This window comes from Thalassospira sp. MIT1004, assembly GCF_001858545.1.
Lineage (GTDB): Bacteria > Pseudomonadota > Alphaproteobacteria > Rhodospirillales > Thalassospiraceae > Thalassospira > Thalassospira xiamenensis.
Genome location: NZ_MCAO01000046.1, coordinates 1 through 26,351 on the forward strand (window position 1 = coordinate 1; position 26,351 = coordinate 26,351).

Consider the following 26,351-nt stretch of genomic DNA (forward strand, 5'->3'; position numbering starts at 1 on the left):
ATGTGGGCTGGGTTTCTTAAGCATTCCCCATTGAATCAAAAGTCCCCGCCAATGGCGAGGACTTTGTCAGCAGTCTGAAGGGTCTCGCATTTGCGAGGCCCTTTTTGTTTTTGTATCGATTGCGATAAAAATCCCCGCAATCAGATGAGTTGCGGGGATTTTTCAGATTAACCGAACAGCTTTTTAAGTGTGCGTGGCTGACAGCGCAGATACTGATTGGCCGCCTTGACCTCGGCACCAAGGCTTGCTGCCGCATGCCACGGCCAGCGCGGGTCATAAAGAATGCCACGCGCCAGCGCAATGGCATCGGCCTGACCGGTGAAGACAATGGCCTCTGCCTGTTCTGCTTCGGTAATCAGGCCAACCGCGATGGTGGTCATGCCGGTTTCCGATTTGATGCGATCTGCAAAGGGGACCTGATAGTTCGGGCCAACGGGGATATTCTGATCGATGTGAAGACCGCCAGATGACACATGGATAAAATCGCAACCGCGTTCCTTCAGGACACGGGCCAATTCGACGCTTTGATCAATATCCCAGCCGCCTTCGACCCAATCAGAAGCCGAAATCCGAATGCCGACCGGTTTGGCAGGATCGAAAGCTGCGCGAACTGCATCATAAACCTCGATCACGATCCGCATACGATTTTCAAGCGATCCGCCATAGTCGTCATCGCGTTTGTTGGAATGTGGTGAGAGGAATTGATGGAGCAGGTACCCGTGTGCCCCGTGAATTTCGATGGCATCAAGACCAAGTCGATCCGCGCGCTTGGCCGCATCGGCAAAGCCCTGAATGATTTCGCGGATGCGTGAGGTGTTGAGTGCCTCTGGTTCCGGGTCGCCTGCACGGAACGGAACAGCGGACGGGGCAACAACCTGCCAGCCATTTTCATGATCCGGTGCAATGGCGCCACCACCATCCCAAGGCTTTTCGCAGGATGCCTTACGCCCGGCATGGGCAAGCTGGATGGCAATTGGCATGTCGGAATGGCTGCGCACAGCGGCGAGGGTCTTGCCAAGGGCTGCTTCGGTTTCATCGTCCCATAGTCCAAGATCGCCATAGGTAATGCGGCCTTCGGGTTCAATCGCAGATGCCTCGATTATCAGAAGGCCGGCACCGGATTGGGCAAGATTGCCAAGATGCATGTCGTGCCATGCCGTGGCTTTACCGTTATCGGCGGAATATTGGCACATCGGCGCTATGACAATGCGGTTTTCCAGTTCAAGCTTGCCAAGGCAGAGCTGCGTAAAAAGGTGGCTCATGGAGGTGTCCTGTATCAGTGGGGGCAGGGGTTCCTACCGACAATGACATGAAGCTAGTTGGAAATTGCAGTTCGCGCCATAGGGATCCAAGGCTTTTCCGTCTTGTGGAATGGTCGGCCAGATAAGGACACCGATGAGGGCGAGATAAGGAGCGAAAAAATTTTCAAAAAAATGCGTGCACCTACTTGCGGAAAAATGACCCTGATCTATTTGTTGAATCGAAGGGCCATGGTGGCCTTGTACGCGTCAGGGTTGCAGCATGTCTGGACCTGTGGCGCAAGAACTACCTGTCTGTTTAGGAGGGTAATTATGACTGGTCTTCAGACTGTAAATGGTACTGCTCGTCGTCTGGCTTCGCGTCCGGCATATGGTGATCCGTTTGGTGTTTTCGGACGTGATTTTGATCGTATGATCGGCTCGATCTTTGGACGTGACGGGCTTGTGAATTCTGCTGGTGCAAGTGGTGACGAGGTGTCGCAAAAGATTTTGACCCCGCGCATCGACGTCCACGAAACTGATGACAATATCGAACTTGCCGCCGAACTTCCGGGTGTTGAACAGGACGATGTTGATGTGTCGGTACTTGAAGGTGTCCTGACGATTACGGGTGAAAAGAAATCAACCCGTGAAAGCAATGATGGTGCCCGTGTTATTGAGCGCACCTATGGCAGCTTCAAACGTTCATTCCGTCTGCCTGATACCGTCGATGCAGACAAGATTGCGGCATCGTTCAAGAACGGTGTCCTGACGTTCACTCTCCCTAAAGTAGCGGAAGTGAAGCCGGAGCCGCGCAAGATTGCGATTTCCGGGTAAGTTTTGCCTCAACCTTGATGAAGCACCTGAACGGGCGGAGAAATCCGCCCGTCTTTTTTGTCTGCGGTCGCATGGCGATGGTTAGTGAGCCGTGCAGCAATCCATCGGCATTTCAAACACACCGGTTTTATCGAAGGCTTCGAGGGCGGCATGCCAAGGGTCAAGGTCGATGCCCTGTTTGATGATCCAGTCGGGATTGTAATAGGTATCGCGATAGCGGTCACCGCCATCACACAGCAGGGTAACAACCGATCCGCTTTCGCCAGCCTTTTTCATCTGACTGATCAGTGACAGGGTGGCGATCAGGTTAGTGCCGGTCGACCCGCCGCAACGCCTTCCCATATGTTTTTCCAGATATTGCAGGGCGGCGAAGCTGCCGGCATCCGGTACGCGGATCATGTGATCGACGACGTTGGGGTTAAAGCTTGGTTCAACGCGCGGGCGACCGATGCCTTCGACACGTGATGCTTTTTGCCCGGTGATGTCGCATTTGCCGGTTTCATAAGCGTCATAGAAAACCGAGTTTTCCGGATCCGCGACGCAAAGTTCGCATCCCATGCCAAGGATCTGTCCGTAACGGATATAGCGACCGATGGTAGAAGATGTTCCACCCGTACCGGCACCAACAATGATCCAGCGCGGAACAGGGTGGGGTTCGCGTTTGAGCTGGTCAAAGATGCTTTCAGCGATATTGTTGTTGCCCCGCCAGTCGGTTGCGCGTTCGGCATAGGTGAACTGGTCCATGTAATGGCCTCCCAGTTCCCGCGCCAGGCGTTGGGATTCGGCATAAATCTGGCCGCTGTGTTCGACCAGATGGCTTTCGCCGCCATAAAAGGCGATCTGATCGATTTTCTGTTGCGATGTTGATTTGGGCATCACCGCAATAAAGCGAAGCCCCAGAAGGCGGGCAAAATAGGCTTCGGACACGGCAGTGGAGCCGCTTGATGCCTCGATGATCGGGGTGTCTTTGGATATCCAGCCATTGCAAAGGCCATACAGGAACAATGAGCGCGCCAGGCGATGCTTCAGGCTGCCGGACGGATGGGTCGATTCATCCTTGAGGTAAAGCCCGATGCCATCAAGTGACGGCAGATCAAGACGGATCAGATGGGTGTCGGCAGACCGGTTGAAGTCGGCTTCGATGATGTTGATGGCATCAGCCACCCATTGGCGATCGTAGCTCATGAAAAGTCCTGCTATTTCTGTTTGGCGCTGGTGACGCGGATCGTTGAAGATTTCTTCATGTAGGCGATTATTATACAGAAAACTACCGTAAATTTTGCGAATAAGCTTGCTAACACTTTTTTCAAAGCTAACCTCTAGAATAGAGTTTCGCGATTCTTCCATTTTATCCGGGTGATCTGGTTACCATGGCTAAAAACGACGACGATCCTTTTGCCAAACGTCACGCTGCATCTGAAATCGGGGCGGCGTATGATGTGCCGGTACGCGTATCGACCGTGATCGGCAAAAGCCAGATTCAGGTTGCACAATTGATGCGCCTGACCCGCGGTGCGGTTCTTGAACTGGATCGCAAAGTGGGGGAGCCAGTTGATATTTACGTCAATAACCGGTTGGTGGCACGTGGGGAACTCGTTGTCGTGGATGAAAACCTTGGTGTAACGATCACCGAAGTTGTTAAATCCGGCACCATTATCGAGACCCATCACTAAGAGATTTTCCAAAGAACTCAGCCATTTTGCAAACCACCGGATTGTTGGCAGCCGGTGGTTTTTATTTTTCCCGATGTTGGTTGGAACCGGTGTTGCAGTCTGTGCGTTCTGGAACAAATGCCGATACTGCCTTTAACCTGCCATTTTATGGTCAAAGGCTGTGTCGGTATGTCCCGCTTTTACGCACAACGAGGACAATCTCATGATCAATATTCTGACATCCGGATTGCTGGCCTTGATCGGACTGGCACTTGGTGCCGGGGGCGTCTGGCTTATTTTGCTGGATGGTAGCTGGTATTATGCATTTGCCGGATTGGCATTTCTGATTGCCGCGGCTCTTTCATTCGCAAAACGACCTGTCGTTTTACCGTTTTACGCACTTTTCATGATCGCAAGCCTTGGCTGGGCCGTTTGGGAAGTCGGGTTTGACTGGTGGCAGTTGGGACCGCGCGGTGGTTTGATTGTTTTGATCGGCCTGTGGCTTGCCATGCCTGCCTATCGCAAGACGCTTCTGGTCGGGCAGCCAGTGCCGGAAGTCAAACCAACACGTTCGTTTGTGCTGGAGGGCAGCCTTGTCCTGGCGATTGTTGTTGCGGTGTATTCGATGATGAATAACCCCCATGCAATCGAGGGCCAGTTAAACAACAGCCCGGTTGTTTCCAATCCTGACCTGGGCGGCGATGTTCCGGCAGGTGATTGGCATCAATATGGACGGACACCGTTCGGGCAACGTTATTCGCCTCTTGATCAGATCAACACCGATAATGTTGCGACACTTGAACAGGCGTGGGTTTTTCAGACCGGCGATGTCAGGCGGTCCGAAGACGTGCCTGAAACGACCTATCAGGTGACCCCTCTTAAGATCAATGACACGCTTTATCTGTGTACGCCGCATAGCTGGGCAATGGCGATTGATGCCAAAACCGGACGGGAAAAATGGCGGTTTGATCCGGAAGTTCCCGATAATACCGACCGGCAGCACCAGACCTGCCGAGGGGTGACATTCTATCAGGATACCGCGATGTCAGCAGATGCATCGTGTGCCGCAAGGGTGTATCTGCCGACGTCGGATGCGCGACTGATTGCCCTTGATGCTAATAACGGCGAGATTTGCGCCGACTTTGGTGATCAGGGAACCGTCCAGCTGGAAGACGGCATGCCCTACAACCCGGCCGGATATTATTATTCTACCTCGCCGCCGGTTGTTGCTGATGGCAAGATCATTATTGGCGGCGCGGTGAATGACAATTATTCGACCAAATCCCAGTCGGGTGTCATTCGTGCCTATGACGTCAATAGCGGTGAGCTTGTGTGGAACTGGGATTCCGGCAATCCTGAACAGACCGAACCGATCCCCGAAGGCCAGACCTATACCGCGAATTCACCCAATAGCTGGTCAGTGTCGAGCGCAGATGAGGAGCTCGGCATGATCTATGTGCCCCTGGGCAACAAGGTGCCCGATCAATTGGGTATGGGTCGTAGTGAAGAGGTTGAAACCTATTCATCATCCATCGTTGCGCTTAGCCTTGAAACCGGACAGGTACAGTGGGTGCGCCAGACGGTGCATCACGACCTTTGGGATATGGATGTTCCGGCCCAGCCCGCGTTGCTCGATATCACCACATCCGATGGTGAAAATGTCCCGGCACTTGTCGGACCTACCAAGCAGGGTGATATCTATGTCCTTGATCGCCGAACGGGCGAACCGATCATTCCGGTTAGGGAAGTTCCCGCACCTGGCGGTGCGATCCCGGAAGATTTCACAGCGCCGACGCAGCCGGTATCGGACCTGACCTTCATGCCCGAACCGCTGACGGAAAAGGATATGTGGGGCATTACACTGTTTGATCAGCTGGCATGTCGCATTCAGTTCCATCAGTTGAAATATGAGGGCCGTTATACCCCGCCTTCTTTGGAAGGGACGCTGGTTTATCCCGGTAACTTTGGCACATTCAACTGGGGCAGTGTGGCGATTGATCCCGAAAAACAGATCATGTTCGGCATGCCGACATATCTTGCTTTCACATCGCAATTGATCCCACGCGACGAAGTGCCGCCGCGCGGTACGGGAAAAGCCAGCGAGATGGGGATCAACCGCAATGAAGGCGCGCCTTATGCAGTCAGTATGGGGCCGTTCCTGTCACCAGTTGGCGTACCTTGCCAAGCTCCGCCGTGGGGCTATGTCGCGGGGGCGGACCTTCGCACTGGCGAGGTTGTTTACAAGCATAAAAACGGTACGGTTGAGGACATGACACCCCTGCCATTACCGTTCGAGCTTGGTGTGCCAGGCATCGGTGGCCCGATCATCACCAAGGGTGGTGTGGCGTTCCTTGGTGCGGCGGTTGATAACTACTTCCGTGCCTATGACGTCACCACGGGCAAACAGCTTTGGGAAGCACGGCTGCCTGCTGGCGGGCAGTCAACGCCGATGACCTACACCACCGATGACGGCACACAATATGTGCTGATCGTTGCTGGTGGGCATGGTTCTATCGGAACCAAGGCCGGTGATTACGTGGTGGCCTATAAACTACCCTAAGCACGTTTCGAATATCTGTAAAAAGCGTCCGGTTTGTCAGGGCGCTTTTTGTTTGGGACAATTCAAATCGGGAATCGCAACTGGCGTTTTGCGAATTTGTAGGATGCTGATCACCCCAAACTCAACCTTTGGGATCAAGCTGTTCGCAAAAATTTTGCTGATCTTTTGCTTGACCGCAGGGGGAGTAAAAAATGCCTTTGCCGCGAATCATTGGATATCCGGGATTGTAACGGAACTGATACAATCAATTGACGATTTTTTATCCATTCCCACTACATATTGTGTTTTCAATCGGGCTTTGAGCAGGCATAACCATTTTCAAACGGGCATTGGAAACGGCTATTTTTCATGATCTGGCAGGCCGTCAACCGGGGCCGGATCAGGCAAACGCCGTTTGATGAAGATAACAAACAGGAAGCGGATCGCCGCCAACGTGCGACCGTTCAGGTAAGGGGACTACAAGCATGAAGATGCTGGATGTGGTGCAGCACGAAAAAGGTGCGCGCGTTATTGTTGATCGTTCGCGCGATGCATTGCTGACTGACTTTGGCAAGGCGGTTTTGAATGACCGTTATCTGATGCCGGGCGAAAGCTATCAGGATCTGTTTGCGCGCGTTGCCAGCTACTATGGTGACAATGAAGCGCATGCGCAGCGTCTTTATGACTACATTTCCAAGCTTTGGTTCATGCCAGCGACCCCGATCCTGTCGAATGGCGGGACGACGCGCGGCTTGCCGATTTCCTGCTTCCTGAACGAGGCAGACGATAATCTTGGCGGTATTGTCGATATCTGGACAGAGAATGTCTGGCTTGCGGCACGTGGCGGCGGAATCGGTTCATACTGGGGCAATCTGCGTTCGATTGGGGAAAAGGTCGGCAAGAACGGCAAGACGTCCGGGGTGGTGCCGTTCATTCGCGTGATGGACAGCTTGACACTGGCGATCAGTCAGGGATCGTTGCGCCGCGGATCGGCCGCGGTTTATATGCCGGTCAGCCATCCAGAGATCGAAGAGTTTTCCGAGATGCGCCGCCCGACCGGTGGTGACCCGAACCGCAAGACGCCGAACCTGCATCAGGGCGTTGCGATTTCGGATGCCTTCATGCGTGCGGTCGAAAATGATGAAGAATGGGCGCTGACATCCCCAAAAGACGGGCATGTTGTCCGCAAAATCAGCGCGCGTTCATTGTGGATACGTTTGCTGACATCGCGCGTTGAAACAGGCGAGCCCTATATGCTGTTCATCGACACCGTGAACCGTGCGGTGCCGGAACACCACAAGCTGGCCGGGCTTAGTGTTAAGACGTCGAACCTGTGTTCGGAAATCACGTTGCCGACCGGCAAGGATCATCTGGGCGGGGATCGTACTGCTGTTTGCTGCCTGTCGTCGCTGAACCTTGAACATTATCTGACCTGGAAGGATGACACGCAGTTCATCGAAGATATTCTGCGTTTCCTTGATAACGTGCTTCAGGACTTTATCGATCATGCGCCCGATACCATGGCGCGTGCGAAATATTCCGCGATGCGTGAACGTTCGGTTGGTCTTGGCGTGATGGGCTTCCATTCATTCTTGCAGGCGCAGAAAGTGCCGCTTGAAGGGGTGATGAGCAAGGTCTGGAACAAGCAGATTTTTGATCACTTGAAAAAGCATGCCGATGCTGCGTCCGAGAAGTTGGCGGAAGAACGCGGTTCGTGCCCGGATGCGGCCGAATACGGCATCAAAGCCCGTTTCTCGAACAAAACCGCGATTGCGCCGACCGCATCGATTTCGATCATTTGCGGCGGTGCTTCGCCGGGAATCGAGCCGATGGCGGCGAACTCCTACACACACAAGACGCTTTCGGGCTCGTTTAACGTGCGTAACAAGTATCTTGCCGAGGTTCTGGAAGAAAAAGGTCGGAATAATGAAGAAGTCTGGACATCCATCACGGTGCATGAAGGATCGGTTCAGCATCTTGATTTCCTGTCTGATCTGGAAAAGGACATCTTCAAGACTGCGTTCGAGCTGGATCAGCGCTGGCTGATCGAACTTGCCGGTGATCGCACGCCGATGATTGATCAGGCACAGTCACTGAACATCTTCCTGGCGTCGAATGTTCATAAACGCGACCTGCATCAGATCCATTTCCAGGCATGGAAAAAGGGGGTCAAAAGCCTTTATTACTGCCGGTCGAAATCGATCCAGCGGGCCGAGGTGGTTGCGAACATTCCGGGGCGTGCGAAGTCGAATGATGACGATATGCCAAGCCCGGAAAGCTCGTTTGAAATCCCGGCACTGGTTGCGGCCGCCGCCGCACAGGCAGCCAGCGAACCTGACTATGATGAATGTCTCGCCTGCCAGTAAAGCGGCTTGAGCACACAGAAATTTTGCGAGAAGTGACGATATGTCTGACGATAAAGTAATTGATCTTCTGACGGAAAACCCGGTCTACAAGCCGTTCCGTTATCCGTGGGCCTATGAGGCGTGGTTGACCCAGCAGCAAATTCACTGGCTGCCCGAAGAAGTGCCGCTGGCCGATGACGTCAAGGATTGGAACCACACGATTTCCGATGCCGAGCGCAACCTGCTCACGCAGATTTTCCGCTTTTTCACTCAGTCGGATATCGAGGTCAATAACTGCTATATGCGCCATTATACGCGCGTATTCAAACCAACCGAAGTCCAGATGATGCTGGCGGCATTTTCCAACATGGAAACCATCCATGTAGCCGCCTATTCGCACCTTCTTGATACCATTGGCATGCCCGAAGCCGAGTATGAGGCCTTCTTCCAGTACAAGGAAATGAAGGACAAATACGACTATATGCAAATCTGGGGCATTGGTCCGGAAGACGAGTATACCGACGAGCATGGCGACCTGCGTTTAACCACACAGGGCAAGCGGAACATCGCCAAGACGCTTGCGGTGTTTGGCGCCTTTACCGAAGGTTTGCAGCTGTTTGCCTCATTTGCGATGCTGATGAATTTCCCTCGCTTTAACAAGATGAAGGGCATGGGGCAGATCGTCACATGGTCTGTGCGCGATGAAAGCCTGCATTGCGAAAGCATCATCCGCCTGTTTAGGACATTCTGCAAAGAGAACCCGGAAATCTGGGATGACGAAATGCGCAGCGACCTGATCGAGGCCTGCAAAACCATCGTCAGTCACGAAGATGCGTTTATCGATCTGTCCTTCGAAGCCGGTGCGGTGCAGGGCCTGACAGCGGAAGATATAAAGAAATACATCCGCTATATCGCTGATCGCCGCCTTAGCCAGCTTGGTCTTAAGGAGCAATACGGGATTGAACAGAACCCGTTGCCATGGATGGATGCGATGCTGAATGCGGTCGAGCACACCAACTTCTTTGAAAACCGCGCGACGGAATATTCAAAAGCCGCAACGCGCGGTACTTGGGACGAAGCATTTTCCTGATCCCGTTTGAGGAACGAATATCATGCAAAAGGCCGCCTTCGGGTGGCCTTTTGTGTTCTGGTTCAGGGAACAGCCAATTCCTGTAGCCTTTTGTCAACACGTCTGATTTCTTCAAGGCGCAGCTTTGGTTCAAGATTGGTAATTGCCGTTGCCGGGTCCATTTCAAGTTCGACACCGGGAGGCAGGGGGCGTGGGCCAAGGGCTGAACGGCGCAGCCAGTAATAGGCATCTGCATAATCCTGTTCTATACCCCAGCCGCGTTCCAGCATCGCGCCGAGCATGAATTGGGCGGCATGCATGCCTTTTTCGGCGGCGATCCTGTAGTAATGGGCGGCTTCAACATAGTTTTGTTCCGCTCCACGCCCGTGAAAATACTGTTCGCCAATCAGAAAGGCGGCATCGGTATTGTTCCCGTTGGCACGAAGAGCGCGTTTCAAGAATTCTGTGGCGCGGAACTGGTCATAGCGCAGCCCCCAGCCATTGAAATACATCAGCCCAAGGTAATAGATTGCATTTGCATGATTAGAGCGTGCTGCAAGGGCAAACCAATCTGCCGCCTGTCGGTAGTCCTGTGGTCCCGCAAGACCGCGATAGTAAAGCAGGCCAAGCGCATATTGCGCACGTGGATCGTCTTCCTGTGCGGCAACGCGCCACTGTGCGCGGGCCATTTCATAATTCCCCGCCTGATAGGCCTTGTAACCACTGGTGTAGTCGGCCTGTGCCGGTGGAGCATGAAACGTATATGCCGCCAGAACAAGAAAACCACACAGCATGGTGCGATTGCCGCGATTGGGCGAGAAGAAAGCAAGTATGGAAAGGGGCAAAAGGCGAAACCGATCTTTAACGGGATTTGAACAGCGGGACGACTTTGCGTGCACGTTTTTCAACGGCATCAAGAACGTTCTGGATTTCCGAGCTTTGTTTAATTTTTTCACCGCTGTGAAGTGCAACGAAATGCCCGGCATTCTTGTGATCCGCACCAAGTTTGATGACGGTGAAGATGGCTGTTTCGTGTGAGGAACGGAAGATGGAGAACATGGCCATACCATCAAGGTGATCAATGGCATAGTCGCGCCATGCACCACTTGCGACTTGTCTGGAATAAGTGTTCATGAGCTGCATCAATTCAGTCCGGTCGAAATGCACAAAGCTTTTGGCTTTGCGGTACTGAGCCAGATTGAACAATGTACCCATGTCTTTCTCCGGACGTAATTTCAAAAGGCCGGGGTAGAGAGTTTATGACGCTCTGATGACACGGTAGCGCGGTTTATCCGCAGCCTCAAGTTTGAAAGGGCCGGGATATGAAAATTTTTACAAATATATGTGTGATTTCAGTTGGTTGAGGTGATTACAGGCTGCGTGATCGTGTTGGCGGCCAGTCAACGGTTTGTGCGCCGGTATTATAAGGATCGGGTGTGCGATAGCAGCTGACGGCGGCCAAGGTGCGATAGCAATAAAGTGGCGGTTCCGGGACCGGGTCCTTTTTGCAGTATGATTTGCCATCGATCTTGCGGATGGTCGAACAATCGCGGCCAGTCGAAAGGGAAACGACGTGGTCAATCAGGGTTTTGTCGGTGTTGATGATGCTGACAACGTCGAGCGCGATATACCATTCAACACCGGTGAAGATGTGTGTACCTGCAATGTCGGATGCGGTGGTATCGCAGCCTGAGACCCCGGCACCAAGAAGCGTTGCGAATAATCCAGCCAGAACGCGCTGACGGATTATACGTTTCGCCTCTTGTCGGCTTTGGGCCTTGTGCAAGCTTTTCATCCTGATCTCCGTGCATCGACCGGTCAGTATTTGCCCGGTAGCGATTAAAATTCCGTTTCCCGAATTTACAAATGCAATCCATGTGCCGTTTTGGGTGAAGCAGATACTGTTTTTGATGTTGGGACGGATTGGCCACATTTCAGCCGGGTTTGGCAATTAACCGGACGGCAGATTATGATTTTAGAGGCAGATTTTCGTTCGGGTTTAAGGTCTGGTCCTGCATCGCAGGCGGCAATTCTTTCCTTTGATGGTTGTTCACTGGATCAAAAACAACGTGATGAGGGTCAAGTTTTGCGAGTGAAATACAGCATTGCGGGATTTAATTGCGATATTGGCGGCTCCTGATGTGCAGCGGACTTGACCCCTTGCGTACTGGCGCGTTAAATCCTTGCCGGAATTAATTCTGACAAGCGGGCAGGTTGCCCGCTTTCTTTTGATCGGATTGGAGCGGTTTTCGTGGTTGATATTTTCCAGGAAGTCGAAGAAGACCTCAAGCGCGAGCGCAATGAAGCGCTGTGGCGCAAATACGGCAAATACATCGTGGGTGTGGCGGCCGTGATCGTGCTGGGTGTTGCCGGGCGTGAAGGCTGGAAAAGCTACGAGGAAAATTCGCGCATCGAAAACGGCACGCGCATGGCAAATGCCATTGAACTGGCACAGGCTGGTGAAGAAAAGCAGGATGCGGCACTGGGCGCGCTTGATGCGATCATTGCCGATGGCGATGCCGGTTTTGTCGCCCTTGGTCATTTCCAGAAGGCGGCAATTTATCTTCGCGCCGGGGCGAAAGATTCCGCGGTCGCCGAGCTTGAGGCAATTGCGGGTAACAGCGACGTCGAAAATATCTATCGCGACCTTGCCGTGGTTCAAATTGCGATGAACAACGCCGACGCATCAAATGCCAAGGATTTGATTTCGCGTTTGGAACCGATCGCTGTGCCTGAAAATCCCTGGTACTACTCGGCACGTGAAATGATCGCGATGCTTCATATCGCAGCAGGCGAGGTCGAAGCAGCAAAGCCGCTGCTGACCGAGATTGCCGATGACAGTGAAGCACCGTCAGGCATGCGCGCCCGCGCAAGTGAAATTCTGAAAGCCGTTGGCGCCTGATTGGCGGGAATGGCACAGGCAACCTGTTCACAGGGACTGGATCAGAGGATATGGTTTTGAGACCACGCAACATTAAATCTCTTTTGTGCGTCATGGGCATGTCGGTTGCCGTTTCGGCATGCTCAAGCTGGCTTGGAGAATCCGAAGATCCGCCGCTTCCGGGGGAACGTCTTGCGGTTCTATCGCTTGAAAGTACCGTTCAGCCCGATGTTGCCCTGAGCGATCAGCGTGTGATCCTGCCGGAACCCGAGCCAATGGTTGACTGGCCGCAGAATGGCGGTCTGCCAAGTCATGCCCTGCATCATGTTGGTCTGGACAACGATGTGTTGCGTCAGGATTGGTCTGTTGGTATCGGGGAAGGATCGATGGATGACAATCTTCTGCTCAATCAAGCGATTGTGGCGCGGGGTGTGGTGTTTACCATTGATGCCGACGCCGTCGTTCGTGCGTTCAGTGCCAAATCGGGCAAGCGTATCTGGTCGCTTGAACTGGCGAAGGACGAGGACGAAGACAGCACGCTTCTGGGCGGTGGTCTGGCCTACGAGAATGGTATTCTTTATGCAACCACCGGCTTTGCTGAGGTAATTGCGATTGATGCTCCCAGTGCAACCGTGATGTGGCGCTCACAGGTAACCGCCCCGATGCGCGGCGCGCCGACGGTTCGTGGTGGGCGCGTGTTCGTTGTGACGGTTGATAACCAGACTGTCGCACTGAACGCAATGACCGGCGAGACACTTTGGAGCCATCGCGGCGCATCTGAAGGTGCTTCCTTTATCGGTGGTGCAAGCCCGGCGGTTGACCAAGGGGTTGTTATTTCGGCTTACACGACCGGTGAAATGTACGCGCTTCGTGTTGAAAACGGTCAGGTGATCTGGTCCGATGCTCTGGCATCGGCGGGTCGCACCGATGCGGTTTCGGCGATTGCCGATATTCGCGGCCTTCCTGTGATTGATAATAATCTGGTGATCGCCACCAGTAATGCCGGTTTGACGGTTGCGATTGACCTTCGCACCGGGTACCGCGTCTGGGAACTGGAAGCCGGAGGCATCCAGTCGCCGTGGGTTGCGGGCGATTATGTTTTCATCCTTACCAACACAAATGACCTGATAGCCTTGCGTCGAGACACCGGACAGGTTAAATGGGTGACTGCTTTGCCGCGTTTTGTCGATCCCGAAGATCAGGAAGGCCCGATGGTATGGACCGGTCCGGTCCTGGTTGGTGACCGGTTGATCGTTGGAAACGAGCAGGGCGAAATCATGACTGTTTCCCCGTATAGTGGCGAGATCATCGGCAAGGATGAGGTTTCCGGCCCGATCACCTTGCCGCCTTCTGTTGCGGGTGACAGTCTTTACTTCCTGACTGCGGATGCCGATCTAATCGCGTATCGCTAACAGGTAGAACACAGTTTTTGCGAAAGATCCGATCTTTTGCCTGATATGCGCGTGCGCCGGAACGGGGTAAACTGCCCCTCGGCGCACATCGCCGTTTTATAACAATGAGTCTGAAAGTCAGATGTCGCTGAAAGTAGCCATTATCGGTCGCCCCAATGTCGGGAAGTCGACCTTGTTTAACCGTCTGGTCGGCAAGAAGCTGGCGCTGGTTGATGACCAGCCGGGCGTCACGCGTGATCGCCGTTATGGCAGGGCGCGTCTTGGACATATGGGTTTCGATATTATCGATACCGCCGGTCTGGAAGAGGCATTTGACGATTCCATCGAAGGCAAAATGCGCCAGCAAAGCGAAATGGCCTTTGAAGAATGTGATATTGCGTTTTTCCTGATCGATGCACGTGCGGGCCTGACCCCGCTTGACAATCACTTTGCCGACTGGCTGCGCAAACGCAAGAAGCCGGTTTATGTGATTGCCAACAAGTACGAGGGCAGGGATCAGGATGCAGGTCTGTACGAGGCTTATGGCCTTGGTCTTGGCGATGTTGCGCCGATTTCAGCCGAGCATGGCCTTGGCATGGAATTGCTGATAGATATCATGCGCCCCCATTGGGAAGAATATCGCGACAAGCAGCGCAAGGCGCGCAAGGAAGGCGATATTGCTGCCATCGATGACGATTTCGAAGATGACGAGATGGACGAGGACGATGGTTCTTTCCCGTCCTTTGAAATCGAATATGACGAAGACGATGAAGGCGAGGAAGAAGTTGTTCGCAAGGATAATTCGAAAATCCAGCTTGCGATTGTCGGCCGTCCAAATGTGGGTAAATCAACCCTTCTGAACCAGCTTTTGGGTGAAAACCGGGTAATGACCGGTCCGCAGGCTGGTTTGACCCGTGACTCGATTGCCGTTGACTGGTCCTATGAAGGCCGTCCGATCCGTCTGGTCGATACCGCCGGAATGCGCCGCAAGAAGAAGATTGATGATCGGGTTGAAAAGCTGTCTGTGACCGATACCTTGCGCGTGATCCGCTATGCGCAGGTGGTTGTCATTATGCTCGATGCGACCAATACGCTTGATAAGCAGGACCTGACGATTGCGCGTATGGTCCTGGAAGAAGGTCGTGCGCTTATCATTGCGGTGAACAAGTGGGACGCGGTCAAAGACAAATCCGGTGTGATGTCGGCTTTGCGCGACAAGCTTGATACGTCCTTTGCGCAGGCCAAGGGTATTCCGATCCTGACATTCTCGGCCCTTACCGGTCGCGGGACAGATACCTTGATGCCGACAGTCCTTGATATCTATGATATCTGGAGCCGCCGTATTCCGACCTCGCAGTTGAACCGCTGGCTTGAAGCCATTACCGAACGCCATCTGCCGCCGGTTATTTCCGGCCGTCGTATCCGTCTGCGGTATATGACCCAGGCGAAATCGCGTCCACCAAGCTTCTTTATCAACTGCTCCAAGGCCGCCGAGCTGCCCGAAAGCTATACGCGCTACCTGATTAATGGTCTGCGCGAGGATTTCGACATGCCGGGTGTTCCGATCCGCATTTATCTGCGCAGCAGTGACAACCCCTATGGCAACAAGAAGAAAAAACGATAGGGCCTGAGTGCAGAAGCATCAACGGGGGCACGAATGCCTCCGTTTTTATTTGACAGGCTCTAAAAGACGGTCAATGAAATCGGCAGCATTGTCTGACTGCCAGTCGACCAACCCGGTTACATAGCCAAGAATACGGCCATCACGATCAAGGGCATATGTGATTGGCAGGCCATAAAGGGCAAACTCGGCATTCTTTGGATTGTCACGGTTGCTATAAGCGGTTTCGCCGTTCGGATCGACGAAAAGATCAAGATTTTCAAGGCCCAAACGGCGGTAAAAGGGAATGGCAGCCAACAACCCGTCTTCATCTATCGAGACCGGAATGATGACAAGGTCATCATTGGAATGGTCATAGGCCAACTGATCAAGCGACGGCATTTCAGCCATACAGGGCAGGCACCAGCTGGCCCAGAAATTTACCAGAACCACCTTGCCGCGATAGGTGCCGATATCGGTCGGGTGATTTCGCCGGTCATAAAAGCGGGTGTTGCGCGCAATCCGTTGGGGATCAAGTTCGACAAACTGGCTGCTTTCGCCAATCAGAGTCAGTGGCGACGCTTCAGTCCCCCCGATGGCAGATGCCGAGATTGTAAAGATTGCAGAAACGAGAAGGCAGCGCAGAAATTGCATCGGGTATCCGTGGTATGATCAAACCGGATATTCCGACTAACCTTTGATGTTGGCAAAGACAAGACAGGGCCGATCAATCCGTTGTGATCAATACCGGGTGATCGGCCCTGTTGCAGGTATTTGTAATCCTTATGCAAATAATGGCGGGTTTAGTCGGGCGAAGCCTTCCTGGATGTAATAAGGGTAATGCGGGTAGGGTGGTTGCCTTTTGCTGACGGCATCAAGGCGGGCGATTTGTTCGCTGGAAAGGGACCAGCCAACCGCACCCAGATTGTCGCGCAATTGCTGTTCATTGCGTGCCCCGATAATCACAGATGCCACCGTAGGGCGGTGCAGCAGCCAGTTGATGGCAATCTGTGGGACGGTTTTGCCGGTTTCGGCACTTAGTTCATCAAGCACATCGACAATGTCATAGAGACGGTCTTCATCAACCGGCGGGCCGAATTGTGCGGTTTGATGCAGGCGGCTGCCATCAGGGATCGTCGTGCCGCGGCGGATTTTACCGGTCAACCGGCCCCAGCCCAAGGGGCTCCAGACCAGTGCGCCAAGTCCCTGATCCTGCGCCAGCGGCATCAGGTCCCATTCGTAATCGCGCCCGACCAGTGAATAGTAAACCTGATGGGCGACATAGCGGCTGTAACCAAGGTGATCAGATACGGCGAGTGATTTCATGATCTGCCACCCGGCAAAATTTGAAACGCCGATATAACGCAGCTTCCCGGCGCGTACGAGGTCATCCAGCGTTGACAGGACTTCCTCGACCGGGGTGAAGGCGTCAAAGGCGTGAAGTTGCAGCAGATCAATGTAATCGGCCCCCAATCGTTTCAGGGCGGCATCGGTTGCCATGATCAGGCGGTGGCGCGAGGTGCCAAAGTCATTCGGGCCATCGCCAACCGGCAAGGCCAGTTTGGTCGACAGTATGATTTTGTCGCGGCGTCCTTTGATGGCTTCACCCAGAACCTGTTCGGACGCACCGTCGGAATAGACGTCGGCACTGTCGAACATGTTCAAGCCTGCTTCCAGGCTGATATCGATCATGCGGCTGGCTTCGCGGGCGTCAATTGTACCCCATGCACCGAACAGGGGGCCTTGGCCGCCAAAGGTACCTGCACCAAAGCTGAGTGCCGGGACACGCAAACCGGAATTCCCCAATTGTCTGTATTCCATTGTTTTCTCCGTCACTGGAAATGGTTCATGGGGGGAATATGGACAAAGGATTTATTTTCAACTAGTAGTATCTTAAGAAGAAGATTTGTGAGTTGAATTCCATATGGCGCGACTTGAAACCAATCGATCTGGAGAGATGGAAGTCTTGGTGCGTGTCGTCGAACGCGGCGGGTTTTCGTCTGCGTCCCGAGATTTCAACATGACTCCATCGGCCGTCAGCAAGCTTGTCGGCCGGTTGGAAGATCGGCTGGGAACGCGGTTGTTCAATCGATCAACCCGCAAGCTGCATCTGACATCCGAAGGGCAGCGTTTTTATGAGCGCGCGCTTGATATCATTGCGGATATTAATGAGGCAGAACAGGAAGTCGCAACCGCAATGGCACCGCGCGGGCGGTTGCGCGTAACGGCCAACGTGCCTGTCGGGTTGCATCGTCTTTTACCGTTGGTGCCGCTGTTTCGGGAACGGTATCCCGATATCACGCTGGACGTGACAGTCAGCGACAAGGTGATGGACCTGTATGAGGAACGTGCCGATGTGGCGATCCGAAGTGGTCCGTTACAGTCATCCGGACTGATTGCGCGCAAGCTTGGGCAATGCCGGATGGCAATTGCCGCCTCCCCGTCATATCTTGAAAAACACGGACGACCAACGACCGTGGATGCGCTGCAAAGCCATACATTGATCGGATACAATTTTCAGCGTGTTCTTCCTGACTGGCCGTTTCGGGTAAACGGGCAGGACGTTTCGGTAACCCCGGGTGGTGTGTTTGACGTTGCGGATGCCGAAAGTGCGCGTCAGTTGGCCCTTGCAGGGGGCGGTATCGTGCGGCTTGCAAGGTTCCACATCGATGCGGAAGTCGCGGATGGCAGGCTTGAGGTTTTACTGGATGAATTTTATCCCGGCGGCGGTGTCGATATTAACGCCGTTTATATTGGCGGGCGAGGGCATTTACCCGCCCGTGTTCGAGCATTTTTGGATTTCTGCGCCGAAAACATCCGTCTGAATTGAAAAAACACGCGTTGATTATTGCGTTGAACAAGTGGGGCGCGTTGCAGGACAAGGCCGATGAGATGTCGGTGCTCCTTTTCGCACATGGGGTCGTGCAAAACGGTTTGCAGTTTCGTTGATACGCTTGTCTCGTGGCATAGGCTTCTTTACAGTCGCAACGCTGCACCGTTTGGAGCCAAGCAAGCAACCTAAGGACTTTATATGCACCAGCATTTTTCTTTTACTCGCCCTTTGGGGCTATCCTTTGCCGTTGGAATCGCATTGGCGGTAGGATTTTCGGGTTTCGGTGTGGTTTGGGCGCAGAATGACACCAACGCCGGCGCTGCTAATATTGTTTATCCGGAAATGGATGCCCTGCGAGGTAAAAAGCTGTTTGCCGAGCGTGGTTGTGTTGTTTGCCACGCCGTGAATAATGTCGGCGGAGATATCGGACCGGGGTTTGATGCCAGCAATATCGATCAGTCATTAAACCCGTTCGATTTTTTTGCGCGGATGTGGCATGGCGCGGATGAGATGCTGCATTTGCAGCGCGCTGATCTTGGCTATCAGATTGATTTCAACGGTCAGGATCTGGCCGATATCTATGCTTTCGCGCATGACAGAGAGGCACAGGAAAGCTTCACCGAGGATGATCTGAGCGACCGTATTCGTGAGATCATCGATAATGGTCCGTCGGTCACATTTGAATAGTAAGTCCCGGATTACGCAAATACCAAAAAGGCCGGACATATGCCCGGCCTTTGTCATTTCAGGTCACTTTGGCTTAGTATGCGTTGACGACCTCGGCATGTTTTGTGCAATCGGTTGCGGCCAGATCGACAAACACATCGGTGATGCTTTCAGCTGTCGGAAGGGTTTCCGGGTCTTCACCCGGATAGGCCTCTGCGCGCATCTTTGTGCGGATGCGGCCCGGATTGACCAGATTAACACGCAGGGGCGTTTCTTCGACTTCCTGGGCATAGGACAGCACCAGACTTTCCAGCGCGGCCTTGGTCGACGCATAAAGGCCCCAGAAAGCACGTCCCTTGGACGAGGCATTCGAGGTCACAAAGATCGCTCGACCGGCATCGGAAAGACGCAGAAGTTTATCGACACTGCGGATCAGGCGGAAATTCGCCGTGACATTCGTCGCATAAGTGTTTTCAAAAACCTGTGTATCGATATGGCCGACCGGGGCAAGTTCCCCCAGAAGACCGGCATTGCCGACGACGATGTCCAGTTTGCCAAAGCGTTCATAGATCGATGCTCCCATGGCATCGATCTTTTCATACATGGTCAAATCCATGGGCAGCAAAACAAGTTTGCCGCCATCAGCCCGGATTTCATCATCAAGTTCTTCGAGCGCACCGACATTACGACCCAGCGCAATAACAGTGGCACCTTCGGCAGCAAAACGTTTTGCGACCGCGCGACCGATCCCGTGCGAGGCCCCTGTGATCAGGGCAACGCGGCCTTCAAGGCGCTTAGCATCACTCATGCGGACTGCCTTTCGACAAGCTGGCTAAGTTTGCGGTCCTTGTTTTCGGCCTGATGATCGACCAGACGGATCGGATAATCACCGGTGAAGCAGGCATCGCAGAAGGCCGGACTGTCATTGTCGCGTCCCGTGAGACCGGCTGCGCGATAAAGGCCGTCAATGGTGACAAAGGCAAGGCTGTCGACACCAATGATCTTTGCCATGCTTTCGATGTCGTGATTGGCCGCCATCAGTTTTTCCTTCGACGGTGTATCAACTCCATAGAAGCACGGATTGGTGGTCGGCGGGCTTGCGATGCGCATATGCACTTCGGCAGCACCAGCCTGACGGACCAGATCGACAATCTTGGTCGAGGTGGTACCGCGAACAATGGAATCGTCGACCAGAATAACGCGTTTGCCCTTAAGCTTGCCGGGGTTGGCGTTGTGTTTCAGCTTCACGCCAAGGTGGCGGATCTGATCGGTCGGCTCAATGAAGGTACGACCGACATAGTGGTTGCGGATGATGCCCAGTTCGAACGGGACGCCACTTGCCTCGGCATAGCCAAGCGCGGACGGAACACCTGAATCGGGGATCGGTACGACCACATCGGCATCAACACCGGATTCCAGTGCCAGTTCGCGACCGATATTCTTGCGCACGTCATAAACGCTTGTGCCTTCGACGATGCTGTCGGGGCGGGCGAAATAGACATGTTCGAAAATGCAGAAACGCGATTTGACCGGTTTGAACGGCTTGATCGATTTGAGGCCGTCATCCGTGATTTCAACGATTTCGCCCGGTTCGACGTCGCGAATGAATTCCGCGCCAACGATATCAAGGCCAACCGTTTCCGATGACAGAATATAGCTTTCATTCAGCTTGCCCAGAACCAGCGGACGTACACCCAAGGGATCACGTACACCGATCAGCTTTTTCTGGGTCATGACCACAAGGCTGTATGCGCCTTCGACCTGACGAATGGCATCAACCAGGCGATCTACGATTTTTTCATACAGGCTGGTTGCGATCAGGTGAATGAATGTTTCGGTATCCGAGGTCGACTGGAAGATCGAACCACGTTTTACAAGACGCTCCCGCACGGCAAGTGCGTTGGTCAGGTTTCCGTTATGGGCAATCGCCAGACCGCCGAATTCGAAATCTGCAAAGAGTGGCTGCACGTTGCGAAGGCCTTTGCCCCCGGCCGTGGAATAGCGCACATGGCCGATGGCACGGTGGCCTTGCAGGCTTTTTATTACGTCTTCAGAACCGAAGATATCGCCGACCTGACCGGATGCCCGGTGCGCAGGGAAATCTTCGCCGTCATAGGAAACGATGCCAGCGGCTTCCTGTCCGCGATGCTGAAGCGCATGCAGGCCAAGGGCCGTCAGGGCCGCCGCATCGGGCGATCCGAAAACACCGAAAACACCGCATTCTTCACGCAGCTTGTCGTCGTCAAATGGATTGGTGGTCAGCATGAGTGGGTTCCGCTCTCTCGCCGGTGGCGCAGGATACCGCACCCATGCGAAACCCTATCGCCTCACTCGTTGGTGGTCGCCTCAATCAGACGATCCAAATCATCGCGCGAGGGCCTTGTATACCCGTTTAGGGGCTTGGGTCCAGCACCTTTTGGCTCAGGACCCAGAAGTTGACGGTATGTCTGGTCGTTGATTTCCGCATCACGTTGCGCACGGGCAATTTCTTCGGCGGTTGTGTCAAAGATTTCATTGGGCATTGCGCGCATCAGCAGAAACGCGCCTTCTTCCAGAACCGGGCGGGTACGGGCGTCTCGAACCCAGTCTGGCTGCGAGGTTGCCGGCAAAAGCCATGACAGAGCCAGAAAGCCGATACAGGCGATAAGCCCGCCACGCAGAAGCCCGAAGACAAAGCCAAGCGTGCTATCGAGGCTATCAAGACCGGAATTCTGAACGGCACGACCAATACGCCCGCTGATGAAGGAAAAGATAAGGAAGCTTATCAGAAACAAGCCAACCCCGGTGGCTAGATCGGCAATCAGTTCGGAAGGAATCAGATCACGCACATAGGGGCGCGCGACCGGATAACCATACAATGCGCAAAGACCAGCCCCGACCCAGCCCATCATCGACAGGGTTTCATGGATAAAGCCGCGGAAAAATGCAAACAGACCCGAGATCAGGACAATGCCCACGATCACCAGATCGAATACGTCCCGTGCACCAAGATCGGGCAGGCTGGAAAAGTCCATAATTTCGTAAATCCTGTTGGTCAGTCAGTTCGCAGTACGCGCACAAAAAAGCCGGGCAACGATCAATACATGCCTTCGCGCGGACGCACCTTGTCACGAACATCGTCGCCGAAGAGATTTACCAAATCCTGAAGATGGCCGATTTCACGCTGGTTAAGGCCCCTGATCGTTATCTTCTTCTTGCCGTTGCCACCAGTTCGCGGGCTATAGGCATTTACAAAGCCGAGTTTGGCGGCTTCTTTAAGGCGTGATTCGATTTGACCGACAGGGCGGACTTCGCCCGAAAGGCCGACTTCGCCGACAATAACGGTTTCGGCAGGAACCGGCGCATCTGCGACGGCAGATATAAGGGCAGCCGCCACGGCAAGGTCGGCGGCGGGTTCACCCACACGCATGCCACCGGCAACGTTCAGGTAAACGTCAAACTGGCTAAGCGGCAAGCCACAGCGCGCATCCAGAACCGCAAGGATCATGTTCATTCGCGCCGAATCCCAGCCGACAACCGCCCGACGTGGCGTGGCGAGTGCTGATTGCGCAACCAGCGCCTGAATTTCCACCAGCATCGGGCGGGTGCCTTCAAGCCCGGCAAACACGGCGGTGCCCGATACCGGGGCTTCGCGGTCGGCAAGGAAAAGGGCGGATGGGTTCGGGACTTCGACAAGGCCCGCATCGCCCATTTCAAACACGCCAATTTCATCGGTCGCACCAAAACGGTTTTTAACCGCGCGCAGAATGCGGAACTGATGGCCGCGTTCGCCTTCGAAATATAGAACAGTGTCGACCATGTGTTCCAGAACACGGGGGCCGGCAATCTGGCCTTCCTTGGTGACGTGACCGACAAGGATCACGGCAAAACCCTTGCGCTTGGCAAGGCGGATCAGTTCAAGTGCACAGGCGCGGACCTGCGATACGGTACCCGGGGCACTGTCGAGCGTATCGGCATACATCGTCTGAATGGAATCGATGACCACGACTTCATGTGAACTTTGATCCAGTGTCGCGATGATATCGCGCAGGCTGGTTGCGGCGGCAAAATCGACCTTTGATTTTTCAAGTCCAAGACGGGCGGCACGCATGCGCACCTGATCAACCGCTTCCTCGCCGGAGATATAGGCGCATTTATGTCTGGCCGACAGGACGCCAACGGCCTGCAACAGGATCGTTGATTTACCGATCCCAGGATCGCCGCCAACCAAAAGGGCAGAGCCAGGAACAAGGCCGCCACCAACCGCACGATCAAGTTCGGCAATGCCGGTTATGATGCGGGGCGGGCTTGCACTTTCACCTTCAAGGGCGACGAAATCAAGCTGTTTGCCCTTCGACCCGGTCGCGATGCCACCGGTTGCCTTGGGGCTGGCTTCAATGCGTTCTTCCTCGATCGAATTCCATTCGCCGCAGGCATCGCAACGTCCGGTCCATTTCCGGTATTCTGCACCGCAATTCTGGCAGATGAAACGACTTTGGGTTTTGGCCACAGGTGGCTCCGCGCATGAGGATGGAACGAAACAGGCGAAGGGGCTGATCGTGATCAGAGATGCTTCAGATCAAGATCCAGCGGACCTTCGATATCACCCGAAACGAACTGTTGCAAATAGGGGTTATCGGCATTGTCGATTTCAGAAACCGGACCATCCCAGATGATCTTGCCCTGATACAGCATGGCAACGCGATCAGCGATTTTGCGCGCGCTTGCCATGTCATGGGTGATGGTCATCGCACAGGCACCAAGCTCGCGGGTGCATTTGACGATCAGATCATTGATCACGTCACCCATGATCGGGTCGATGCCAGTGGTCGGTTCATCAAAAAACAGGATTTCCGGTTCGGTGGCAATGGCGCGTGCCAAGCCGACACGTTTTTGCATGCCGCCCGAAAGAGATGCCGGGGACATATTGGCGACTTCGGGGCTAAGGCCGACATCGGAAAGTCTTGCTATTGCAATGTCACGGGCCTGTTTGCGTTTCATGCCGCGGCCTTCGATCAGACCGAAGGCAACATTTTCCCAAACAGGCAGGGAGTCAAACAACGCGGCCCCCTGAAACAGCATGCCGGTATGATCAAGCATGTCTTCACGGGCGGACCGCGATGCCCCGACCATTTCAACACCGTTGACCTTTATGGATCCTTGTTCAGGTGTCAGCAAACCCAGAACGCATTTCAGTGTAACGGACTTACCGGTACCCGAGCCGCCGATGATGGCAACGGATTCTCCCGGGCCAACATCAAGATTGACCCCCTGGAGCACCTTTTTGGGACCAAAGGACTTGTGTACATCACGAAGCGAGATTTTGGCTGTGTCGCTCATATCCCGACCTTAGCGTGTGAAGAAAAGTTCGGTGACGATGTAGTTCGATATCAGAATCAGGATAGAGCTTGAAACCACAGCATTGGTTGTGGCTTGCCCGACGCCTTGTGCGCCACCACGCGAATGATATCCGTGATAGCAACCCATAAGCGTGATCAGGAAGCCGAAGACCGCCGCCTTGACCAGACCCGAAACAACATCAAGCTGTTCAAGATACTGGAAGGTGTTGCGGATATAGGAACCGTCATTGAAGCCGAGCTTGTTCACCCCGACAAGATACCCGCCCAGCACCCCGATGATATCCCCGATCAGGACCAGCACGGGCAGGGTCAGCAGCCCGGCAATGACACGTGGGACCACCAGATATTTGAACGGGTTGGTCGACAGGGTCACCAATGCGTCGATCTGTTCGGTGACGCGCATGGTACCGATTTCAGCCGCAATCGCCGCCCCGACACGACCGGCCACCATCAGGCCGGCCAAAACCGGACCTAGTTCGCGGGTCATGGAAATCACCACAACCGTGGCAACCGCACTTTCGGCAGAAAAGCGTGAAAAGCCTGAATAGGATTGCAGGGCCAGAACCATCCCGGCAAACAGGGTCGTCATGGCGACGACCGGCAACGAGAAATAGCCAATCTCGCGCATCTGTTTGAAAATCAGTCGGAAATAGAATGGCGGCGTTACCATATGGCCAATGGTGCGCCCGGCAAATACCGTTACGCGACCAACGAGAGCCAAAAAGGCAAGGAACATACGGCCAACCGGCGCAAAGATCGGCATTGGAATTATTATTTCCTCTGTTGCAGGCCAGTCATTGACTGTTGGCCGATTTCTTCAAGTCAGCTTTCTGTATAGACCCGCCGATAGCGATGTCCAAGAGAAGTCAGTATTTCATAACCGATTGTACCCGCAGCACTTGCGATGTCGTCAACTGTCATCTTGTCATCAATCAACGGAATCATATCGCCCGGCTGCAACGGCTTGCCCGGAAGATCGGTGATATCAATACTGATTGCATCCATCGAAACCCGTCCGACATACGGGATTTCATGCCCTTTGATGCGCAGTTTTCCTGAATTCGAAAGCGAACGCAGCCATCCATCGGCATAACCAACGGCAACTGTCGCAATGCGGCTGGCTCGTTCCGCGCGCCAGGTGCCGCCATAACCAACCGCCTCGCCAGCGCCGATCTGACGCACTTGAAGTACCTTTGCGGTCAGTTTTACCACCGGGCGCATCGGGTTGGTGGTTTCGGGGGTCGGGTTTCCCCCCCAAAGCGCAAAGCCCGGACGGCAGAATTCGAGGTGATAATCGTTATTACGGAAAATCGCCGAGGAATTGCAGAAACCGCGCGGAGCAGGCGGCAGGCGGCGATACCATTTCATGAACAGTTCGTACTGTTCGGCCGTGACCGGATTTTCAAGCTCGTCGGCGGCGACCGGGTGGGTCATATATCCCGCTTTTTCGAAGCCGTATAAAAGAGACGAATAACGATCCACCAGTTCGCCGATCTCGCGCGGGGCAAGACCCAAACGGTTCATCCCGGTATCAAGATGAATGAAGGCCGGTGCGGGACGTTCATGTTCACGGCAAAGATTTGACCAGCGTTCTATCTGACCTAGGTCATTAAGCACCGGAATGACGTCATTTTCGATAAAGAATTCTTCGTCACCGGGCAGAACACCGTTCAGAACAGCAATGCGACCGCCTCCACGTAGAAGCGGGAACAGGTCGGCTGCTTCGTTTGCCTGTGCGACAAAGAAAAGACGGCAACCCTGCTTTTTGAGAACAGGCACAATGGTTTGTGCGCCAAGGCCATAAGCATCTGCTTTAACAACCGCGCCACAAGTCCGCCCTTTGTAGCGTTTCTTGATGATCTGGTAGTTATCAGCAATCGCCTTCAGATTGATCTGAAGTTCGGCACACTCAGCAGCACGGCCGGCGGCGGGAAGAACGCTCATTCGCAATACCCCGTGGA

The 26,351-nt window shown here is 54.0% G+C and carries 25 protein-coding genes; 11 read left to right on the plus strand and 14 right to left on the minus strand.

Annotation, left to right across the window (positions count from 1 at the left end; all coding sequences use genetic code 11):
- Nucleotides 1–167 precede the first annotated feature (167 nt).
- The gene (locus tag BC440_RS19970) at nt 168–1,262 is read right to left on the minus strand and encodes an NADH:flavin oxidoreductase/NADH oxidase (RefSeq protein ID WP_071241131.1); all 1,095 of its coding nucleotides are present in this window, start codon (nt 1,260–1,262) and stop codon (nt 168–170) included.
- A gap of 309 nt (nt 1,263–1,571) precedes the next feature.
- Between BC440_RS19970 and BC440_RS19975 the strand changes: the two genes are divergently transcribed.
- Entirely contained in the window at nt 1,572–2,075 is a 504-nt protein-coding gene (locus BC440_RS19975; RefSeq protein ID WP_071241132.1) for an Hsp20/alpha crystallin family protein, read from the plus strand.
- An 81-nt stretch (nt 2,076–2,156) separates the two neighbouring features.
- On the opposite strand, the gene BC440_RS19980 is transcribed toward BC440_RS19975, so the two are convergent.
- Nucleotides 2,157–3,260, minus strand: a complete 1,104-nt coding sequence (locus tag BC440_RS19980; protein WP_007090380.1) for a PLP-dependent cysteine synthase family protein — start codon at nt 3,258–3,260, stop codon at nt 2,157–2,159.
- Nucleotides 3,261–3,445: 185 nt separating this feature from the next.
- Between BC440_RS19980 and fliN the strand changes: the two genes are divergently transcribed.
- From fliN to BC440_RS20000, 4 genes are all read left to right on the plus strand, one after another.
- Nucleotides 3,446–3,748, plus strand: a complete 303-nt coding sequence (fliN, locus tag BC440_RS19985; RefSeq protein WP_007090379.1) for a flagellar motor switch protein FliN — start codon at nt 3,446–3,448, stop codon at nt 3,746–3,748.
- Between the two features lie 202 nt (nt 3,749–3,950).
- Entirely contained in the window at nt 3,951–6,287 is a 2,337-nt protein-coding gene (locus tag BC440_RS19990) for a glucose/quinate/shikimate family membrane-bound PQQ-dependent dehydrogenase (RefSeq protein ID WP_071241133.1), read from the plus strand.
- A 470-nt stretch (nt 6,288–6,757) separates the two neighbouring features.
- Nucleotides 6,758–8,632, plus strand: coding sequence for a ribonucleoside-diphosphate reductase subunit alpha (locus tag BC440_RS19995; RefSeq protein ID WP_071241274.1), 1,875 nt, complete (start codon nt 6,758–6,760; stop codon nt 8,630–8,632).
- Between the two features lie 40 nt (nt 8,633–8,672).
- Nucleotides 8,673–9,701 carry a ribonucleotide-diphosphate reductase subunit beta gene (locus BC440_RS20000; RefSeq protein WP_071241134.1) on the plus strand — a complete coding sequence of 343 codons (1,029 nt, stop codon included), beginning with the start codon at nt 8,673–8,675 and terminating at the stop codon, nt 9,699–9,701.
- Nucleotides 9,702–9,763: 62 nt separating this feature from the next.
- Here BC440_RS20000 and BC440_RS20005 read toward each other — a convergent pair whose 3' ends face one another.
- The 3 genes from BC440_RS20005 to BC440_RS20015 form a co-directional block, all read right to left on the minus strand.
- Entirely contained in the window at nt 9,764–10,525 is a 762-nt protein-coding gene (locus BC440_RS20005; RefSeq protein WP_071241135.1) for a tetratricopeptide repeat protein, read from the minus strand.
- A 16-nt stretch (nt 10,526–10,541) separates the two neighbouring features.
- Nucleotides 10,542–10,895 (minus strand): DUF2794 domain-containing protein, encoded by a 354-nt coding sequence (locus tag BC440_RS20010; protein ID WP_007090374.1) that lies wholly within the window; start codon nt 10,893–10,895, stop codon nt 10,542–10,544.
- 154 nt (nt 10,896–11,049) lie between these two features.
- On the minus strand, nt 11,050–11,475 hold the full coding sequence (locus BC440_RS20015; RefSeq protein WP_063095613.1) for a hypothetical protein: 426 nt from the start codon (nt 11,473–11,475) through the stop codon (nt 11,050–11,052).
- A gap of 90 nt (nt 11,476–11,565) precedes the next feature.
- On the opposite strand from BC440_RS20015, the gene BC440_RS23010 reads away from it, so the two are divergent.
- The 4 genes from BC440_RS23010 (at nt 11,566) to der (ending at nt 15,576) form a co-directional block, all read left to right on the plus strand.
- The gene (locus tag BC440_RS23010; RefSeq protein ID WP_139192158.1) at nt 11,566–11,820 is read left to right on the plus strand and encodes a hypothetical protein; all 255 of its coding nucleotides are present in this window, start codon (nt 11,566–11,568) and stop codon (nt 11,818–11,820) included.
- A gap of 111 nt (nt 11,821–11,931) precedes the next feature.
- The gene (locus BC440_RS20020; RefSeq protein WP_071241136.1) at nt 11,932–12,582 is read left to right on the plus strand and encodes a tetratricopeptide repeat protein; all 651 of its coding nucleotides are present in this window, start codon (nt 11,932–11,934) and stop codon (nt 12,580–12,582) included.
- Between the two features lie 50 nt (nt 12,583–12,632).
- Nucleotides 12,633–13,973 carry a PQQ-like beta-propeller repeat protein gene (locus tag BC440_RS20025; RefSeq protein WP_071241137.1) on the plus strand — a complete coding sequence of 447 codons (1,341 nt, stop codon included), beginning with the start codon at nt 12,633–12,635 and terminating at the stop codon, nt 13,971–13,973.
- A 121-nt stretch (nt 13,974–14,094) separates the two neighbouring features.
- Nucleotides 14,095–15,576, plus strand: a complete 1,482-nt coding sequence (der, locus tag BC440_RS20030; protein WP_071241138.1) for a ribosome biogenesis GTPase Der — start codon at nt 14,095–14,097, stop codon at nt 15,574–15,576.
- A gap of 45 nt (nt 15,577–15,621) precedes the next feature.
- Here der and BC440_RS20035 read toward each other — a convergent pair whose 3' ends face one another.
- Both BC440_RS20035 and BC440_RS20040 read right to left on the minus strand, forming a co-directional pair.
- The gene (locus tag BC440_RS20035; protein WP_083379454.1) at nt 15,622–16,206 is read right to left on the minus strand and encodes a TlpA disulfide reductase family protein; all 585 of its coding nucleotides are present in this window, start codon (nt 16,204–16,206) and stop codon (nt 15,622–15,624) included.
- 129 nt (nt 16,207–16,335) lie between these two features.
- Nucleotides 16,336–17,373, minus strand: coding sequence for an aldo/keto reductase (locus tag BC440_RS20040; RefSeq protein WP_071241139.1), 1,038 nt, complete (start codon nt 17,371–17,373; stop codon nt 16,336–16,338).
- Between the two features lie 136 nt (nt 17,374–17,509).
- On the opposite strand from BC440_RS20040, the gene BC440_RS20045 reads away from it, so the two are divergent.
- Both BC440_RS20045 and BC440_RS20050 read left to right on the plus strand, forming a co-directional pair.
- Nucleotides 17,510–18,382 carry a LysR family transcriptional regulator gene (locus BC440_RS20045; protein WP_247643632.1) on the plus strand — a complete coding sequence of 291 codons (873 nt, stop codon included), beginning with the start codon at nt 17,510–17,512 and terminating at the stop codon, nt 18,380–18,382.
- Between the two features lie 261 nt (nt 18,383–18,643).
- Complete coding sequence (locus BC440_RS20050; protein ID WP_233421766.1) at nt 18,644–19,072, plus strand: c-type cytochrome; 429 nt, start codon at nt 18,644–18,646, stop codon at nt 19,070–19,072.
- A gap of 73 nt (nt 19,073–19,145) precedes the next feature.
- Here the strand turns inward: BC440_RS20050 and BC440_RS20055 are convergent, their stop codons facing one another.
- The 7 genes from BC440_RS20055 to alr all read right to left on the minus strand — a co-directional run bounded on the left by BC440_RS20055 (nt 19,146) and on the right by alr (nt 26,334).
- Entirely contained in the window at nt 19,146–19,859 is a 714-nt protein-coding gene (locus tag BC440_RS20055) for an SDR family NAD(P)-dependent oxidoreductase (protein ID WP_063095622.1), read from the minus strand.
- Nucleotides 19,856–21,316 (minus strand): amidophosphoribosyltransferase, encoded by a 1,461-nt coding sequence (gene purF / locus BC440_RS20060; protein WP_071241141.1) that lies wholly within the window; start codon nt 21,314–21,316, stop codon nt 19,856–19,858. The genes BC440_RS20055 and purF overlap by 4 nt, the downstream gene beginning before the upstream one ends.
- A gap of 62 nt (nt 21,317–21,378) precedes the next feature.
- Nucleotides 21,379–22,065: a CvpA family protein gene (locus BC440_RS20065; protein ID WP_007090363.1), complete on the minus strand. Its 687-nt coding sequence runs from the start codon at nt 22,063–22,065 to the stop codon at nt 21,379–21,381.
- A 62-nt stretch (nt 22,066–22,127) separates the two neighbouring features.
- Nucleotides 22,128–23,540 (minus strand): DNA repair protein RadA, encoded by a 1,413-nt coding sequence (gene radA / locus BC440_RS20070; RefSeq protein WP_071241142.1) that lies wholly within the window; start codon nt 23,538–23,540, stop codon nt 22,128–22,130.
- 53 nt (nt 23,541–23,593) lie between these two features.
- Nucleotides 23,594–24,370 carry an ATP-binding cassette domain-containing protein gene (locus tag BC440_RS20075; RefSeq protein WP_071241143.1) on the minus strand — a complete coding sequence of 259 codons (777 nt, stop codon included), beginning with the start codon at nt 24,368–24,370 and terminating at the stop codon, nt 23,594–23,596.
- Nucleotides 24,371–24,379: 9 nt separating this feature from the next.
- Nucleotides 24,380–25,153 (minus strand): ABC transporter permease, encoded by a 774-nt coding sequence (locus tag BC440_RS20080; RefSeq protein ID WP_007090360.1) that lies wholly within the window; start codon nt 25,151–25,153, stop codon nt 24,380–24,382.
- Between the two features lie 59 nt (nt 25,154–25,212).
- Nucleotides 25,213–26,334, minus strand: a complete 1,122-nt coding sequence (alr, locus tag BC440_RS20085; protein ID WP_071241144.1) for an alanine racemase — start codon at nt 26,332–26,334, stop codon at nt 25,213–25,215.
- Nucleotides 26,335–26,351: the final 17 nt, after the last annotated feature.